This is a genomic window from Pseudomonas artemisiae (assembly GCF_057128685.1).
The window spans coordinates 52,816-67,170 of record NZ_JBSKHS010000002.1; the positions used below are offsets into that span (position 1 = coordinate 52,816).

The window sequence follows — 14,355 nt, forward strand, 5'->3', positions numbered from 1 at the left end:
TAGGTTTTCTATCGCGCCCCGACGGCCAACCCGGCCTTCACCGCCGCCAAGGCAGCTTGGTAATAGGCATGCCCCTCGGGGGACTCGGCAAAGGCTACAAACGCCTCCAGCTCTGGATCGCTTAACCCTCGGTACACATACAACAGGGTGTTATCCAGGTCGACGCTGATCTGCTGCTGCAGGCGCTCGCGCTGCCCATCCAGCATCCCTTGGGCCGGGCCACTGCCCAACAGCCCGGGAATCATCGAGCTCAAGCTGTCGGCGGCCACGCCTGCGATGGCCAGGCTTACTTCCGCGCCGGCCTCTTTGGCGGGGATCGCGCGCGTCAGGTGCCCGATCAACAGCTGTCGAGTGTCACTCACTTGCATCTTCGGCAAGCCTTGGGCATTGCGGGCCAGTTGATCAGGGCGGGTGGCAAGCAATTCAGCGGCGACGATCTTGCGGCCCAAGGGCGACTGGAAAAACGCAAGGGCCGATTGAGGGTTAGGCAATGCCTTGCGCAGGCTGCCTTCGGCGCGCTGGTCTACTGCCTGGGGGGCGAAACGCTGGTTACTGTTGCTGACCAAGGCCTGGAACACCGCCGGCGGCAGGCTGTTTTGATAGCGTTGCTGGGCCGCCTTCAGTGCGTCCGTGAAATGAACCCGTTGCTCTGGCCAGCCTGCTGCCTTGTAGAGTTCGTCGTGCGTGTCCGCCCACGCCGGCAGGGCGCAGCACAGCAACACAACGCAAAGAAAACGACGCATGAGGGACTCCTGTCAGCAGGGCGCTATTGTCTGTGTCAAGGGCGGCATTTGTCGAGAGAGGCGAGACGGTCCCCGATGAACTCGATAACGCTATGATCATTGACGTGCTGAGCCACTGTTGGTTTGGTTCAAGGGTCGCTAACATGCGCCATGAACCTTTCTCCCTCGCATCCGTTGTTTTCCCTGATTGCCTCTGACCTGGCCGAACACGGCTGGTCGCAGCAAACTATCTTCATGCCTGAAGCGCTCACCCATGAGCTGGGCCAGGATTGCCGCCAGCGTGCCAAGGCAGGTCAACTGGTGCCCGCCGCCACAGGGCGGGGCGTTGGGGCACGAGTGCGCGAGGCTATCCGCGGCGATGCCATCGAGTGGGTGGAGCCCGGCCAAAGTAGCGCCATCGACCGTTATCTCGGGATCATGGAAGGCTTGCGGCAAGGCCTGAATCAGGCGCTCTACCTTGGGCTTGAGGCGTTCGAGGCGCACTTTGCGTGTTACCCCAAAGGTGCCTATTACCTGCGCCATGTGGACCGCTTCAACGATGACGACCGGCGCATGGTCTCCACCGTGCTGTACCTGAACACTGCCTGGCTGCCGGAGGACGGCGGCCAGCTACGGCTGTACCTGCCCAATAACCGAGTTCATGACGTGCTGCCTACGGGCGGTGCCTTGATCACTTTCCTGTCTGATCGCATCCCCCACGAGGTACTACCGGCCCGCCGCCAGCGCCTATCGCTCACGGGTTGGTTCCGCAGGCGCGGGGAGGGGGTGCTGTAGTGATGTGTAAAGCGTTGTTCGCCAACGGCGTTGGCTCATACAGAGAGGCGAGTTTCATGCCCGTGTAGGAGCCAACGCCAGTTGGCGAACAGGGCTTAGAACAACACCCGGCTACGGATGGTGCCTTTGATCTGCTGCAACTTGGCCTGTGCCAGGTCGGAGTAGTCGGCGTCCACGTCGATCACTACATAGCCAACGTTCTCGTTGGTTTGCAGGAATTGGCCAGAGATGTTGATACCGTTTTCAGCGAACACTTTGTTGATTTCGCTGAGCACGCCAGGAATGTTTTCGTGGATGTGCAACAGGCGGTGCTTGCCGGGGTGGGCGGGCAGGGCTACTTCCGGGAAGTTGACCGAGGATACCGAAGTACCGTTGTCGCTGTACTTCACCAGTTTCTCGGCCACTTCCAGGCCGATGTTGGCTTGGGCTTCGGCAGTGGAGCCGCCGATGTGTGGCGTAAGGATGACGTTGTCCAGGCCGCGTAGCGGGCTTTCGAAAATGTCATCGTTCGAGCGAGGCTCCACCGGGAACACGTCGATGGCGGCACCGATCAGGTGCTTGTCCTTGATGGCTTCGGCCAGGGCTTCGAGTCGAACCACAGTGCCACGGGCGGCGTTGATCAGGATGCCGCCTTTTTTCATGGCGCGGATTTCTTCTTCGCCAATCATCCACTTGGTGGAGGGCAACTCCGGTACGTGCAGAGATACGATATCAGCCATGCCGAGCAGTTCTTTGAGGGTAGGTACCTGAGTGGCGTTACCCAAAGGCAGCTTGGTGAGCGGGTCGTAGAAGTACACTTGCATGCCCAGGCTTTCAGCCAATACCGACAGCTGGGTGCCAATGGAACCGTAGCCAACGATACCCAGCTTCTTGCCCCGGATCTCGAAGGAATTGGCCGCGCTCTTGATCCAGCCGCCCCGATGGCAGGAAGCGTTTTTCTCTGGAATGCCACGCAACAGCAGAATGGCTTCGGCCAATACCAGCTCGGCCACCGAACGGGTATTAGAGTAGGGGGCGTTAAAAACCGCAATGCCGCGTGCGCGGGCGGCGCTGAGGTCGACCTGGTTGGTGCCGATGCAGAAGCAGCCTACCGCTACCAGCTTTTTGGCGCGCTCGAACAGGTCTTCGGTCAGATGAGTACGAGAGCGAATGCCGATAAAGTGCGCATCGGCGATCTTTTCCTTGAGGTCCGCTTCCGGCAGGGAACTGGGATGGTACTCGATGTTGGTGTAACCGGCCGCCTTGAGCGTATCAACGGCGGTCTGGTGTACGCCTTCGAGAAGAAGGAACTTGATCTTGCTCTTGTCGAGAGAAGTCTTGCTCATCTGCTTAAACCTGGTTCCAAAAAGTGGCAGGGAAGGAAAAGCCCGCTGCGCTCGGGCTGCGCTGTAAGCGCCATGGCAGGGGCCTATGCTAGCATGTTCACTTTCCTCGCCGCCCGCTTCGCATGTGAATATGGCTCAGGCATCCCATGAGCAGATCGCGGGTTCGCTTGCCCTTTCCGAGCCTGACTGGCCGTACCTGACTGGCCATACCGATTTCAATTCAGCATCACCCGTACAACTACATTTCGTGCACAGCCCAGGAGTCGATGATGAGCTACCAACACCAGTATGCCGACGGCACCCGCATTCATTTTCCGCTTGGGAAGGTGGTTTGCATCGGCCGCAATTATGCCGAGCACGCCAAGGAGCTGGACAACCCCGTGCCCAGCGAGCCGCTGCTGTTCATCAAGCCGGGTAGCTGCGTAGTGGGCACCGAGGGCGGTTTTAAAATCCCGACCGATCGGGGCTCGGTCCACTACGAAACCGAAATCGCCGTATTATTGGGCAAGGCGCTGTCCACCAACCCCAGCGAAGAGGAAGTACGGGATGCAATCTCAGGCTTTGCCCCGGCCCTGGACCTGACCCTGCGGGACGTACAAGCCAAGCTCAAGGAAAAGGGCCTGCCTTGGGAACTGGCGAAGTCCTTCGATGGCGCGTGCGTACTGGCCCCCTTCATGGCCGCCAGCACCTTCCCAGACTTCACGGACATTCCCGTGCGCCTGACCCTTAATGGCGAAGTGCGCCAGGACGGCAACAGTTCGCTGATGCTCAACCCCATCGTACCGATGATTCAGTACATGGCCAGGCACTTTTCGCTGCTGGCCGGGGACGTGATCCTGACCGGTACTCCAGCAGGGGTTGGCCCACTGAACCCTGGCGATGAACTGGTGATCGCGCTATCCAGGGATAGCGGGGTAACTACCCGAGTGCTATGAACCATTAGCGGAAAACAAGGTCAGGGGTTGCCATATTTTTCACATGGTTCACGCATAATACTTCGACCAGCGCCCCTGATCGAAGGTAAGACCATGCCCAGCACAGCCGCCCTACCCACTGCCGGTGCTCCGCGCCGTTCGCCGATGCGTATACGGCGCGTGTTGCTAGGGGTTGCCCTGCTGCTGGCGGCCTATGCCGGGGCTGCGGCGCTGCATTGGGATGACCGGGCAGTGCTGTGGCTAAAGGAATGGTTCGCCTCTCCAGCGGCACGCGCCCAGGCGGTGTGGCTGCCGGATTACCGCGTTAGCATTGAGGCCCGCCCACTGGTAGGCATGGAAAACGACGAAGCTTCGGACCTTACCTACGACCCCGCTACTCACACGCTTTTCGCGGTGATGGGCAAGCACCCCTTTTTAGTGCAACTGAGCCTTCAAGGCGATGTGCTGCGCAAGATCCCGCTACAAGGGTGGTCGAACCCCGAGGGTGTAGCGGCCCTGCCCAACGGCCAGTTGGCAATCACTGACGAGCGCTTGCATACCTTGGCGCAGGTAGAGGTAAGCGCCACAACCACTAGCCTCAACTACGCGGATTTTCCAAAGATCGACCTGGGCACCTCGCCTAACCAGAACAAAGGTTTCGAAGGGGCAGCCTGGGACCCACGGCGTGACCAGTTGCTGCTGGGCCAAGAGCGGCCCGCGGCCTTGTTTGGGTTGAAGCGAAGCGCCGACGGGCAATTGGCAGCGGATAAACACCCCCTGACCAGCGACGCGCTGGACCTGCGCAACCTGTCCGCCATGGGCATCGATCCACGCACCGGCAACCTGCTGCTGCTCTCGGCAGACTCTCACTTGCTGATAGAGGCTAATAGCGAAGGCGGCCCGGTGAGCTTCATGACCCTGCTCGGAGGCATGAATGGCCTTAAAGATACGATCCCCCGCGCGGAAGGCGTGGCCATCGACGAGCAAGGCACCCTGTACATGGTCAGCGAACCCAACCTGTTCTACGCCTTCAAGAAACAATAAGCCTGCGCCTTAAGAGGAAATTCAGCCAACTGTGGTTTCATCAGCAGGTTATCTACTGCTGGTGTTGCCATGTTCATGCGTCTTTCTTCCCGCCCAGGCCGTTTCGGTTTATTACTTGCTTTAGGGTTACTGGTTGCCATCGCCCTGGCATTGAACTGGAGCGGCACGGCACGCGCCTGGTTCGCCCTGAATCAGTGGGTATCACCCAGTGAGTCTGCACTAGGGCTGGCGCGCTATCAGGTGGCGGTGGAAGCCAAGCCCATCGACGGGCTCAGTGGCGATGTATCAGCGCTTACGTTCGATCCAGACCGCAATACCCTGTTTACCGTGACCAACAAAACGCCAGAGCTGGTGGAGCTATCCCTGGAGGGCGAGGTGGTGCGGCGTATTCCGTTGGCAGGCTTCGCCGACCCTGAAGCGGTAGAGTATGTGGCTCCCAATACCTATGTGATCAGCGACGAACGCCAGCAACGGCTGGTGCAAGTTGAGGTGACAGACGCCACCGAAGTTGTGAATGCCGCCGAGGGTAACCAACTGGCTTTGGGGTTGGGGCTCAATGGCAACAAGGGGTTCGAGGGGCTAGCCTACGATAGCGTGGGGCAGCGGTTGTTCGTGGCCAAGGAGCGGGACCCTGTGCGCATTTACGAGATACGAGGCTTCCCGCTACAGGATAAAAACGCCAACCTGGCCATCGAGGTGCGCGAAGACGCCGCCCGAGACCGGGCGCTGTTCGTTCGTGACCTTTCCAGTTTGCAGTTCGACCCTGGCAGCGGGCACTTGCTGGTGGTGTCGGACGAGTCGCGGGTGGTGGTAGAGCTTGGCGCCGATGGCAAGCCCGTGGGCAGCCTGTCGCTAGTGGCTGGCACCGCTGGGCTGAAAAACAAGGTGCCCCAGGCCGAAGGCATCGCCATGGATGCCGTCGGCGCCTTGTATATCGTCAGCGAACCGAACCTGCTTTATAAATTCAAGCCTCGGCCCGCCGAATAATTACGTTTAACGCTTGTAGGTTTTCACGCCTTTGGCGGTGCCCAGCAACAGCAGGTCGGCTGGGCGAGCGGCGAACAAGCCATTGGTCACCACGCCCACGATCTGGTTGATGCTGGCCTCAAGGCCAACGGGGTCGGTGATGTGCAGGTTGTGCACGTCCAGAATGATATTGCCGTTATCGGTTACGACCCCTTCACGGTAAACCGGGTCCCCACCAAGGGCGACCAACGCCCGCGCCACGTGGCCGCGGGCCATGGGCACCACCTCCACAGGCAAGGGGAACTGCCCCAGCACCGGCACCAGCTTGCTGCCATCGGCGATGCAGATAAACGTACGCGCCACGGCCGCCACGATCTTTTCCCGGGTCAGGGCCGCGCCGCCGCCCTTGATCAGGTGCAGGTGCTCGTCGGTTTCGTCAGTGCCGTCCACATAAAATTCCAGCTCACCCGCGGCGTTGAGGTCGTACACCGGAATGCCATGCCCCTTGAGCCGCGCGGCAGTGGCTTGCGAGCTTGCCACCGCGCCGTCAAATGCGCCCTTATGGCGCGCCAGCGCGTCGATGAACAGGTTGGCCGTAGACCCAGTGCCCACGCCGACGATGCTCTTGTCAGTCAGGCCGGGCAGAATGTGGTCCACCGCGGCCTGAGCCACGGCCTGTTTGAGTTGATCCTGGGTCATGCTGGCGCTCCACAAGCGGCTGGTGGTCAAAAAGGGCCGCATTATAGCCATACGGGCCGTACAAACCTTGCCCAAATGTGGTTTGCGAACCGAGCGCTGCGGTAGACTCGTTGACCCCGTCGTCGTCAGCAGTGACCGTGCGCCATGCTTGAGCAATACGTAAAGAAGATTCTGACCTCGCCCGTTTATGACGTCGCGGTCGAAACCCCGCTTCAGCGGGCCAACCAATTGTCCGAGCGCTTGAGCAACCACGTGTTGCTCAAGCGCGAAGACCTGCAGCCGGTGTTCTCTTTCAAGATACGGGGCGCCTACAACAAGTTGTCCCAGCTAACAGACAGCGAGCGCAGCCGTGGCGTGGTCACGGCCTCGGCGGGCAATCATGCCCAGGGGCTGGCCTTGGCCGCTCAGGCAATGGGCGTGCGGGCTGTCATCGTGATGCCAGTGACCACGCCGGAAATCAAAGTCGAAGGGGTGCGCTCCCGAGGTGGCGAGGTGGTCTTGCATGGGGACTCCTTCCCCGACGCCCTGGCCTGGTCGCTCAAACTGGTGGAAGAAAAAGGCTACGTCTACATACACCCCTACGATGACCCTGACACCATTGCCGGCCAAGGCACGGTGGCCATGGAGATCCTTCGCCAGCACCGTGGGCCGCTGGACGCCATTTTCGTGCCGGTAGGTGGGGGTGGGCTTATCTCCGGCATCGCCGCTTACGTGAAATACCTGCGCCCCGAGGTCAAAATCATCGGCGTGGAGCCAGACGATTCCAACTGCTTGCAAGCCGCTCTGGCCGCTGGCGAGCGGGTGGTGCTGTCACAGGTAGGGCTGTTTGCCGATGGCGTGGCGGTAGCGCAGATCGGCCACCACACCTTCGAGGTTTGCCGGCGTTATGTCGATGAGGTGATTACCGTCAGCAGTGACGAGATCTGCGCTGCCATCAAGGACATCTACGACGATACCCGCTCCATCACCGAGCCGTCGGGCGCCTTGGGCGTGGCGGGTATCAAGAAGTACGTGGACACCCAGGGCGTGGCAGGGCAAACCCTGATCGCCATTGACTCGGGCGCTAACGTCAACTTCGACCGGTTGCGCCATGTGGCTGAACGTGCCGAGCTAGGCGAGGGTCGCGAGGCCATCATCGCCGTGACCATCCCGGAGCGGGCGGGCAGCTTCAAAGCCTTTTGCGAAGCGGTGGGCAAGCGGCAAATCACCGAGTTCAACTACCGTTACCATACCGGCCATGAGGCACATATCTTCGTGGGGGTGCAGACTCACCCCGAGCGTGACCCGCGGGCGGGCTTGATCGCCAGCCTTACCGCGCAAGGGTTCCCGGTACAAGACCTGACCGATAACGAACTGGCCAAGCTGCACATCCGCCATATGGTGGGCGGCCATGCGGTGAAGGTCAGCGACGAGAGGGTGCTGCGCTTCGAGTTCCCGGAACGCCCAGGCGCCTTGTTCAACTTCCTCAACAAACTGGGCGGGCGTTGGAATATTTCGATGTTCCACTACCGCAACCATGGCTCCGCCGATGGGCGAGTAGTAGCGGGGCTGCAAGTACCCCAGGCCGAGCGTGGCCAGGTATATGCCGCCTTGGAGGAGATCGGTTATCCCTACTGGGATGAAACCGATAACCCCGCGTACCAATTGTTTTTGGGGTAAAGCTAAGGCCGCCCGCCCTCGTAGCAGCCTGGCTCGCCAGCGACCGGGCCGCACCACCGTGTTGAACCCGGTCGCGGCCAAGGCCTGCTGCTACAATCGCCACGGTGCGGGTACGGGTATATTGCGTAGCAGCCTGGTCGCCACGAACGTAGACCCAGTGCGCGGATCAATCCCGCAGGGAAATCACTTTCCAGCCCCGGCGCATGGCCTCACCCTGCAATACCGGGTCGGGGTCCACTGCCACGGGGTGTTGCACGCGCTCTAGCAGCGGCAAGTCGTTCATCGAATCGCTGTAGAAGTAACTGCCTTCCAAGCCCACGCCGGTTTCCTGCAACCAGTGCTCCAGGCGGGTGACCTTACCTTCGCGGAAGCAGGGCACCCCGGTGCCGCGGCCGGTATAGCGGTCGCCGTCCATCTCGCATTCGGTGGCCAGCAGCATGCTCACGCCCAGACGCTTGGCGATGGGCCCGGTTACGAAGCGATTGGTGGCGGTGATGATCATCAACTGATCGCCCGCGGCTCGGTGCTGATCGAGCAAGGCCAAGGCCTTGGGCAGGATCATCGGCTCGATGCAGTCACGCATAAAGGCCGCGTGCCAGTGCTCCAGCTGCGCGGGCTCGGTAGCGGCGAGGATTTCCAGGCTAAATGCCAGGTAGGCTTGCAAGTCCAGGCGCCCAGCCAGGTAATCCTGGTAAAAGGCGTCGTTGCGCGCTTTGTATTCCACCGGGTCGAGGATGCCTTTGGCGCATAGGTAGTCACCCCAGGCGTGGTCGCTGTCACCACCGAGCAGGGTGTTATCGAGGTCGAAAAGAGCCAGGGCCATGAATTCACTCGCCTAAACGCAAAAATGGCCTACAGAATACGGCCTTTTATTAATGCTGCACATAAGGCTGCAAGCTTCGTTGCCGCTCTGCCGGGCTTTGTGGAACAATGCGTGGACATGCGTTTGCGAGGTTGCCGCCGTGATCGACCCCGATGGATTCCGCCCCAACGTGGGCATCATTCTTACCAATGATGCTGGGCAGGTGCTATGGGCACGCCGGATCAACCAAGATGCCTGGCAGTTCCCTCAAGGTGGCATCAACTCAGAGGAAACCCCAGAGCAGGCCTTGTACCGCGAGCTGAATGAAGAAGTGGGCCTGGAGCGTGAAGACGTGGAAATCCTGGCCTGCACCCGTGGTTGGCTGCGCTACCGTCTACCCCAGCGATTGGTACGCACTCACAGCCAGCCGTTATGCATCGGGCAAAAACAGAAGTGGTTTTTGTTGCGCCTGGTGTCTAACGAGCAGCGGGTACGGATGGACCTCACCGGCAAGCCGGAATTCGACGGCTGGCGTTGGGTAAGTTATTGGTACCCGCTGGGGCAAGTAGTGACTTTCAAGCGCGAGGTATACCGCCGAGCCTTGAAAGAGCTGGCGCCACGCCTCTTATCGCGCGACTGACCACGGAGTCCGACCCCGAGCCATGCTCAATACGCTGCGCAAGATCGTTCAGGAAGTTAACTCCGCCAAGGATCTCAAAACGGCGTTGGGGATCATTGTCATCCGCGTACAGGAGGCCATGAGCAGCCAGGTCTGCTCGGTGTACTTGCTTGACCCGGAGAGCAACCGCTTCGTGCTCATGGCCACTGAAGGCTTGAACAAGCGGTCCATCGGTCGTGTGAGCATGGCGCCCAATGAGGGCCTGGTAGGCCTGGTGGGTACTCGGGAAGAACCCCTGAACCTGGAAGACGCCGCCGCTCACCCCCGCTATCGCTACTTTGCCGAAACCGGCGAGGAGCGCTACGCCTCCTTCCTGGGCGCGCCTATCATCCACCACCGCCGCGTAGTCGGGGTGCTGGTGATCCAGCAGAAAGAGCGCCGCCAGTTTGACGAGGGTGAAGAAGCCTTCCTCGTGACCATGAGCGCGCAGTTGGCCGGGGTTATCGCCCACGCCGAGGCCACCGGTTCTATCCGCGGCCTGGGCCGGCAGGGCAAGGGTACTCAAGAGGCACGTTTCGTGGGCGTTCCGGGTTCGCCCGGTGCCGCGGTGGGTACTGCGGTCGTGATGCTGCCGCCGGCCGATCTCGAGGTGGTCCCGGATCGCACGGTAACGGACGTGCAGGCAGAAATAACCCTGTTCGAAACCGCCCTGGAGGGTGTGCGCAACGACATGCGTACATTGTCGGCCAAGCTGGCAACCCAACTGCGGCCAGAAGAACGGGCACTGTTCGATGTCTACCTGATGATGCTCGACGATGCCTCCCTGGGCAGCGAAGTGCGCAATGTCATCAAAACCAGTCAATGGGCCCAAGGCGCGTTGCGTCAGGTGGTGAGCGAGCACGTCAGCCGCTTTGAATTGATGGACGACGCCTACCTGCGTGAGCGCGCCGCCGATGTGAAAGACCTGGGGCGCCGCTTGCTGGCCTACCTTCAGCAAGCCCGCCAGCAAACGCTGGTATACCCGGACAACACTATTTTGGTCAGTGAAGAGCTGTCCCCGGCAATGCTTGGCGAAGTGCCTGAAGGCAAGCTGGTGGGGCTGATCTCGGTAATGGGGTCCGGCAACTCCCACGTGGCCATTTTGGCGCGGGCCATGGGCATCCCTACGGTGATGGGGTTGGTAGACCTGCCGTATTCGAAGGTCGACGGCATCAATATGATCGTCGACGGCTATCACGGCGAGGTGTTCACCAACCCGAGCGAGATCCTCTCCAAGCAATACGCTGCCGTAATGGAAGAGGAGCGGGAGCTGGCCAAGGGCCTGGAAACCCTGCGTGAATTGCCTTGTGTCACCCTGGATGGCTATCGCATGCCGTTGTGGGTGAACACTGGGTTGCTGGCCGACGTGGCTCGAGCACAGCAGCGGGGTGCCGAGGGCGTGGGGCTGTACCGCACCGAAGTGCCCTTTATGATCAACCAGCGCTTCCCTTCGGAAAAAGAACAGCTGGCCATTTACCGTGAGCAACTGGCGGCCTTCCACCCGTTGCCGGTGACCATGCGCAGCCTGGATATCGGCGGCGACAAATCGCTGTCGTACTTCCCCATCAAGGAAGAAAACCCCTTCTTGGGCTGGCGTGGTATTCGTGTGACGCTGGACCACCCGGAGATTTTCCTGGTGCAGGCCCGGGCCATGCTCAAGGCCAGCGAAGGGCTCAACAACCTGCGCATCCTCTTGCCAATGATCTCTGGCATTCATGAACTTGAAGAGGCGCTGCACTTGCTGCACCGTGCCTGGGCCGAGGTGCGTGACGAAGGCACCGACGTGCCCATGCCACCGATTGGCGTGATGGTGGAAATTCCGGCGGCGGTCTATCAAACCCGAGACCTGGCTCGCCAGGTGGACTTCCTGTCGGTTGGCTCCAACGACCTTACCCAATACCTGCTGGCCGTGGACCGCAACAACCCACGGGTAGCGGACTTGTACGATTACCTGCACCCCGCCGTGTTGCAGGCCTTGCAGCATGTGGTGACCGAAGCCCATGCCGAGGGCAAGCCGGTGAGCATCTGTGGCGAAATGGCGGGCGACCCGGCGGCTGCGGTGCTGCTCATGGCCATGGGCTTCGACAGCCTGTCCATGAACGCCACCAACCTGCCCAAAGTGAAATGGATGCTGCGCCAGGTGAGCTACGAAAAATCCCGCGAACTGTTGGCCCAGTTGATGAAGATCGACAATCCTCGGGTTATCCATAGCTCGCTGCAACTGGCCCTGAAAAACCAAGGCCTGGCGCGGATGATCAACCCGGCGGCGCCCAAGGCGCTGTAACCGGCGCCTTACACCTCTACGGTTACCTGCCCCAATACTGCGCCGCCAGGGCCGAAGCTACGTTCGGTCAATGAGCGGCGGCCATCTTGATGGACGATCAATGCCGAGCTGGCACGAGTGCCATAGCTGGCAGTGGCGATAAAGGTGCTGGACAGCAGCCGTTCTGTGGCCAGGCCAACGCCGGTTTCGGGCAGCTCTGCGTCGCTGGTCGGAGTAGGGTCCGCCATGATGCCAAGCCATTGCTCCGCCGTGCCATCCAGCTGGGCCTCGAAAGCGCGGCGGGTGTTCAGTAGCTTCGGCCATGGGGTGTTCAGGGCCGCGTTGGACAGCCCGTATACCCCTGCGCCCAAGGCCTCGGGACCGGTGCTAGCGTTGGTCAGGTAGTACAGCTGCTGACCATCGCTCAGTAGCAGGTTAAAGCCTGCGTAATCACCGGCGTGGGTGCACAGGTGCCAAGCGTAATCATCTAGCGATTGCTCGCCTTTGAGGTAAGCGGCGCAGAGTTCGCCGCGGGACCGACGGCCGGGCCCGTTACGCCCACGAATGTTGGTAACCGTGGCGAAGCGCCCATTAGGCCCGACCCCCAACCAAGTGCCCCCAGCTTCCAGGTCTCGGCCAGCATACACGCCGGGTGCATCAGGCCATTGCGCCAAGGCCAGGGTAGGGCGGGCATAGAACTCATCCCGGTTGGCGGCCAGCACCAGCGGCTGCCCATGGCCGGGGCGCCAAGCAAATACGATCAAGCACATAGGGCAGGCATCCTGTTTTCGCTTACTGTACACGCTGGCCACCCTGCGCTTCTATCGCCGCAACTGGAGCGGACAGGGTCGATCCGGTACCATGCGCCCTCGCGCGAGGAACTTACATGGAATATGCGCTCTACCTGGCCCTTGGGGCTTGCGCTGGGGTATTGGCGGGGCTGTTCGGCGTAGGCGGTGGCATTATCATCGTGCCGGTGCTGGTGTTCAGCTTCGGTCTGCAAGGCTTTGCCCCCGACATACTGACGCACTTAGCGGTGGGCACATCGCTGGCCACTATCGTTTTTACATCGGTCAATGCCATACGCGAACACCACAAACGCGGCGCCGTGCGCTGGCCCGTGTTCGCCTGGATGACGCTGGGCATCGTGGTCGGCGGCGCCTTGGGCGCAAAGACCGCGTCCCTGATCCAAGGCCCTCACTTGCAGAAGATCATCGGCGTGTTCGCGTTGCTGGTTAGCATACAGATGTTCCTGGACTTCAAGCCAAAAGCCAGCCGTGATGTTCCCGGCAAGGGCGGGCTGACCCTGGCAGGCGTTGTGATTGGCTGGGCCTCGGCCATTTTCGGCATCGGGGGCGGTTCGCTGACGGTGCCTTACCTGAGTTGGCGCAGCGTGCCCATGCAGCAAGCAGTGGCCACCTCGTCAGCCTGTGGGCTGCCCATCGCTTTGTCGGGCGCTGCAAGTTTCATTCTGCTGGGCTGGCACCAGCCGCTGCTTCCAGCGCATAGTTTCGGCTTCGTTTATTTGCCAGCGCTGGTGGGTATCGCGATCACCAGTATGCTATGCGCCCGTTACGGCGCGCGCCTGGCTCACAAGCTGTCGCCTCGGCTGCTCAAGCGGTTGTTCGCGTTGTTGCTGTTTAGCGTTGGCCTTAGTTTTTTGCTTTGATCGAGGAAGATAGATGCTGCCTTACCCGCAGATAGACCCCGTGGCACTGGAGCTCGGGCCGTTGAAGATTCACTGGTACGGTTTGATGTACTTGGTGGGGATTGGCAGCGCCTGGCTGCTGGCGCCACGCCGCATGCACCGCTTCGACCCCACTTGGACCCGTGAAAAATTATCTGACCTGGTGTTTTGGGTCGCCATGGGGGTGATCATTGGTGGGCGCCTAGGCTATGTGCTGTTTTACGACCTGCCTGCCTACATTGCCCACCCGGCGCTGATCTTCGAGGTGTGGAAAGGCGGTATGTCCTTCCATGGCGGGCTGATCGGGGTAATGTTATCCACTTGGTGGTTTGGTAAGCGTAACGATAAAACCTTCTTCCAGCTGATGGATTTCATCGCACCTTTCGTACCCCTGGGCTTGGGCGCGGGCCGTATCGGTAACTTTATCAACGCCGAACTGTGGGGCAAGCCTACCGACCTGCCTTGGGCGATGATCTTCCCACCGTTCAGCGACCCCGCTCAGTTGCCCCGGCACCCCTCGCAGCTGTACCAGTTCGCGCTCGAGGGCGTGGCGCTGTTTATCATTCTCTGGCTCTACTCCAGCAAGCCGCGCCCCACCATGGCCGTATCGGGCATGTTTGCGTTGTTCTACGGCATCTTCAGGTTCTTGGTGGAATTCGTGCGGGTGCCGGACGCGCAACTGGGCTATCTCGCCTTTGGCTGGCTGACCATGGGCCAGGTACTATGCTTGCCGATGGTCTTGGGTGGCGCCGCTCTCATCTGGTGGGCCTATCACCGCGACCCCGCGGCTCGGCAGGCCGCCTAACGTTGCCGGCGGGGCT

The 14,355-nt window shown here is 60.8% G+C and carries 14 protein-coding genes; 9 read left to right on the forward strand and 5 right to left on the reverse strand.

Annotated elements, in window-relative coordinates; genetic code table 11:
* Nucleotides 1-8 precede the first annotated feature (8 nt).
* The gene (locus ACWKV4_RS02950) at nucleotides 9-743 is read right to left on the reverse strand and encodes a hypothetical protein (RefSeq protein ID WP_483831186.1); all 735 of its coding nucleotides are present in this window, start codon (nucleotides 741-743) and stop codon (nucleotides 9-11) included.
* A gap of 150 nt (nucleotides 744-893) precedes the next feature.
* Here ACWKV4_RS02950 and ACWKV4_RS02955 point away from each other — a divergent pair, with 150 nt between their 5' ends.
* The gene (locus ACWKV4_RS02955; protein ID WP_483831185.1) at nucleotides 894-1,517 is read left to right on the forward strand and encodes a 2OG-Fe(II) oxygenase; all 624 of its coding nucleotides are present in this window, start codon (nucleotides 894-896) and stop codon (nucleotides 1,515-1,517) included.
* A gap of 95 nt (nucleotides 1,518-1,612) precedes the next feature.
* On the opposite strand, the gene serA is transcribed toward ACWKV4_RS02955, so the two are convergent.
* A complete protein-coding gene (gene serA / locus ACWKV4_RS02960; protein ID WP_483831184.1) occupies nucleotides 1,613-2,842 on the reverse strand; it encodes a phosphoglycerate dehydrogenase in 1,230 nt (409 codons plus the stop codon).
* Between the two features lie 269 nt (nucleotides 2,843-3,111).
* On the opposite strand from serA, the gene ACWKV4_RS02965 reads away from it, so the two are divergent.
* The 3 genes from ACWKV4_RS02965 (at nucleotide 3,112) to ACWKV4_RS02975 (ending at nucleotide 5,787) form a co-directional block, all read left to right on the forward strand.
* On the forward strand, nucleotides 3,112-3,777 hold the full coding sequence (locus tag ACWKV4_RS02965; protein ID WP_483831183.1) for a fumarylacetoacetate hydrolase family protein: 666 nt from the start codon (nucleotides 3,112-3,114) through the stop codon (nucleotides 3,775-3,777).
* 93 nt (nucleotides 3,778-3,870) lie between these two features.
* Nucleotides 3,871-4,800: an SdiA-regulated domain-containing protein gene (locus tag ACWKV4_RS02970; protein WP_483831182.1), complete on the forward strand. Its 930-nt coding sequence runs from the start codon at nucleotides 3,871-3,873 to the stop codon at nucleotides 4,798-4,800.
* Between the two features lie 75 nt (nucleotides 4,801-4,875).
* Nucleotides 4,876-5,787 carry an SdiA-regulated domain-containing protein gene (locus tag ACWKV4_RS02975; protein ID WP_483831181.1) on the forward strand — a complete coding sequence of 304 codons (912 nt, stop codon included), beginning with the start codon at nucleotides 4,876-4,878 and terminating at the stop codon, nucleotides 5,785-5,787.
* A 6-nt stretch (nucleotides 5,788-5,793) separates the two neighbouring features.
* Here ACWKV4_RS02975 and rpiA read toward each other — a convergent pair whose 3' ends face one another.
* Nucleotides 5,794-6,465 (reverse strand): ribose-5-phosphate isomerase RpiA, encoded by a 672-nt coding sequence (rpiA, locus tag ACWKV4_RS02980; protein WP_483831180.1) that lies wholly within the window; start codon nucleotides 6,463-6,465, stop codon nucleotides 5,794-5,796.
* Nucleotides 6,466-6,609: 144 nt separating this feature from the next.
* Here rpiA and ilvA point away from each other — a divergent pair, with 144 nt between their 5' ends.
* Nucleotides 6,610-8,124 carry a threonine ammonia-lyase, biosynthetic gene (ilvA, locus tag ACWKV4_RS02985; RefSeq protein ID WP_483831179.1) on the forward strand — a complete coding sequence of 505 codons (1,515 nt, stop codon included), beginning with the start codon at nucleotides 6,610-6,612 and terminating at the stop codon, nucleotides 8,122-8,124.
* A gap of 166 nt (nucleotides 8,125-8,290) precedes the next feature.
* On the opposite strand, the gene ACWKV4_RS02990 is transcribed toward ilvA, so the two are convergent.
* Nucleotides 8,291-8,947: a histidinol-phosphatase gene (locus tag ACWKV4_RS02990; RefSeq protein WP_483831178.1), complete on the reverse strand. Its 657-nt coding sequence runs from the start codon at nucleotides 8,945-8,947 to the stop codon at nucleotides 8,291-8,293.
* Between the two features lie 139 nt (nucleotides 8,948-9,086).
* Here ACWKV4_RS02990 and ACWKV4_RS02995 point away from each other — a divergent pair, with 139 nt between their 5' ends.
* Together ACWKV4_RS02995 and ptsP are read left to right on the forward strand one after the other, a co-directional pair.
* Nucleotides 9,087-9,566, forward strand: a complete 480-nt coding sequence (locus ACWKV4_RS02995; protein WP_483831177.1) for an RNA pyrophosphohydrolase — start codon at nucleotides 9,087-9,089, stop codon at nucleotides 9,564-9,566.
* Nucleotides 9,567-9,588: 22 nt separating this feature from the next.
* A complete protein-coding gene (gene ptsP / locus ACWKV4_RS03000; protein WP_483831176.1) occupies nucleotides 9,589-11,868 on the forward strand; it encodes a phosphoenolpyruvate--protein phosphotransferase in 2,280 nt (759 codons plus the stop codon).
* Between the two features lie 8 nt (nucleotides 11,869-11,876).
* Here the strand turns inward: ptsP and ACWKV4_RS03005 are convergent, their stop codons facing one another.
* Nucleotides 11,877-12,617, reverse strand: coding sequence for an NRDE family protein (locus tag ACWKV4_RS03005; RefSeq protein ID WP_483831175.1), 741 nt, complete (start codon nucleotides 12,615-12,617; stop codon nucleotides 11,877-11,879).
* Nucleotides 12,618-12,733: 116 nt separating this feature from the next.
* Between ACWKV4_RS03005 and ACWKV4_RS03010 the strand changes: the two genes are divergently transcribed.
* A complete protein-coding gene (locus ACWKV4_RS03010) occupies nucleotides 12,734-13,516 on the forward strand; it encodes a sulfite exporter TauE/SafE family protein (RefSeq protein WP_483831174.1) in 783 nt (260 codons plus the stop codon).
* Between the two features lie 13 nt (nucleotides 13,517-13,529).
* The gene (lgt, locus tag ACWKV4_RS03015; RefSeq protein ID WP_483831173.1) at nucleotides 13,530-14,339 is read left to right on the forward strand and encodes a prolipoprotein diacylglyceryl transferase; all 810 of its coding nucleotides are present in this window, start codon (nucleotides 13,530-13,532) and stop codon (nucleotides 14,337-14,339) included.
* The last annotated feature ends 16 nt before the right edge of the window (nucleotides 14,340-14,355 follow it).

What these genes read in the sequence shown, in the direction of transcription:
- lgt (WP_483831173.1), top strand. Translation starts at nt 13,530, where the DNA reads ATGCTGCCTTACCCGCAGATAGACCCCGTGGCACTGGAGCTCGGGCCG.
- serA (WP_483831184.1), bottom strand. Translation starts at nt 2,842, where the DNA reads ATGAGCAAGACTTCTCTCGACAAGAGCAAGATCAAGTTCCTTCTTCTC.
- ACWKV4_RS02965 (WP_483831183.1), top strand. Translation starts at nt 3,112, where the DNA reads ATGAGCTACCAACACCAGTATGCCGACGGCACCCGCATTCATTTTCCG.
- ACWKV4_RS02955 (WP_483831185.1), top strand. Translation starts at nt 894, where the DNA reads ATGAACCTTTCTCCCTCGCATCCGTTGTTTTCCCTGATTGCCTCTGAC.
- rpiA (WP_483831180.1), bottom strand. Translation starts at nt 6,465, where the DNA reads ATGACCCAGGATCAACTCAAACAGGCCGTGGCTCAGGCCGCGGTGGAC.
- ACWKV4_RS02950 (WP_483831186.1), bottom strand. Translation starts at nt 743, where the DNA reads ATGCGTCGTTTTCTTTGCGTTGTGTTGCTGTGCTGCGCCCTGCCGGCG.
- ACWKV4_RS03005 (WP_483831175.1), bottom strand. Translation starts at nt 12,617, where the DNA reads ATGTGCTTGATCGTATTTGCTTGGCGCCCCGGCCATGGGCAGCCGCTG.
- ACWKV4_RS02990 (WP_483831178.1), bottom strand. Translation starts at nt 8,947, where the DNA reads ATGGCCCTGGCTCTTTTCGACCTCGATAACACCCTGCTCGGTGGTGAC.
- ptsP (WP_483831176.1), top strand. Translation starts at nt 9,589, where the DNA reads ATGCTCAATACGCTGCGCAAGATCGTTCAGGAAGTTAACTCCGCCAAG.
- ACWKV4_RS03010 (WP_483831174.1), top strand. Translation starts at nt 12,734, where the DNA reads ATGGAATATGCGCTCTACCTGGCCCTTGGGGCTTGCGCTGGGGTATTG.
- ilvA (WP_483831179.1), top strand. Translation starts at nt 6,610, where the DNA reads ATGCTTGAGCAATACGTAAAGAAGATTCTGACCTCGCCCGTTTATGAC.
- ACWKV4_RS02970 (WP_483831182.1), top strand. Translation starts at nt 3,871, where the DNA reads ATGCCCAGCACAGCCGCCCTACCCACTGCCGGTGCTCCGCGCCGTTCG.
- ACWKV4_RS02975 (WP_483831181.1), top strand. Translation starts at nt 4,876, where the DNA reads ATGCGTCTTTCTTCCCGCCCAGGCCGTTTCGGTTTATTACTTGCTTTA.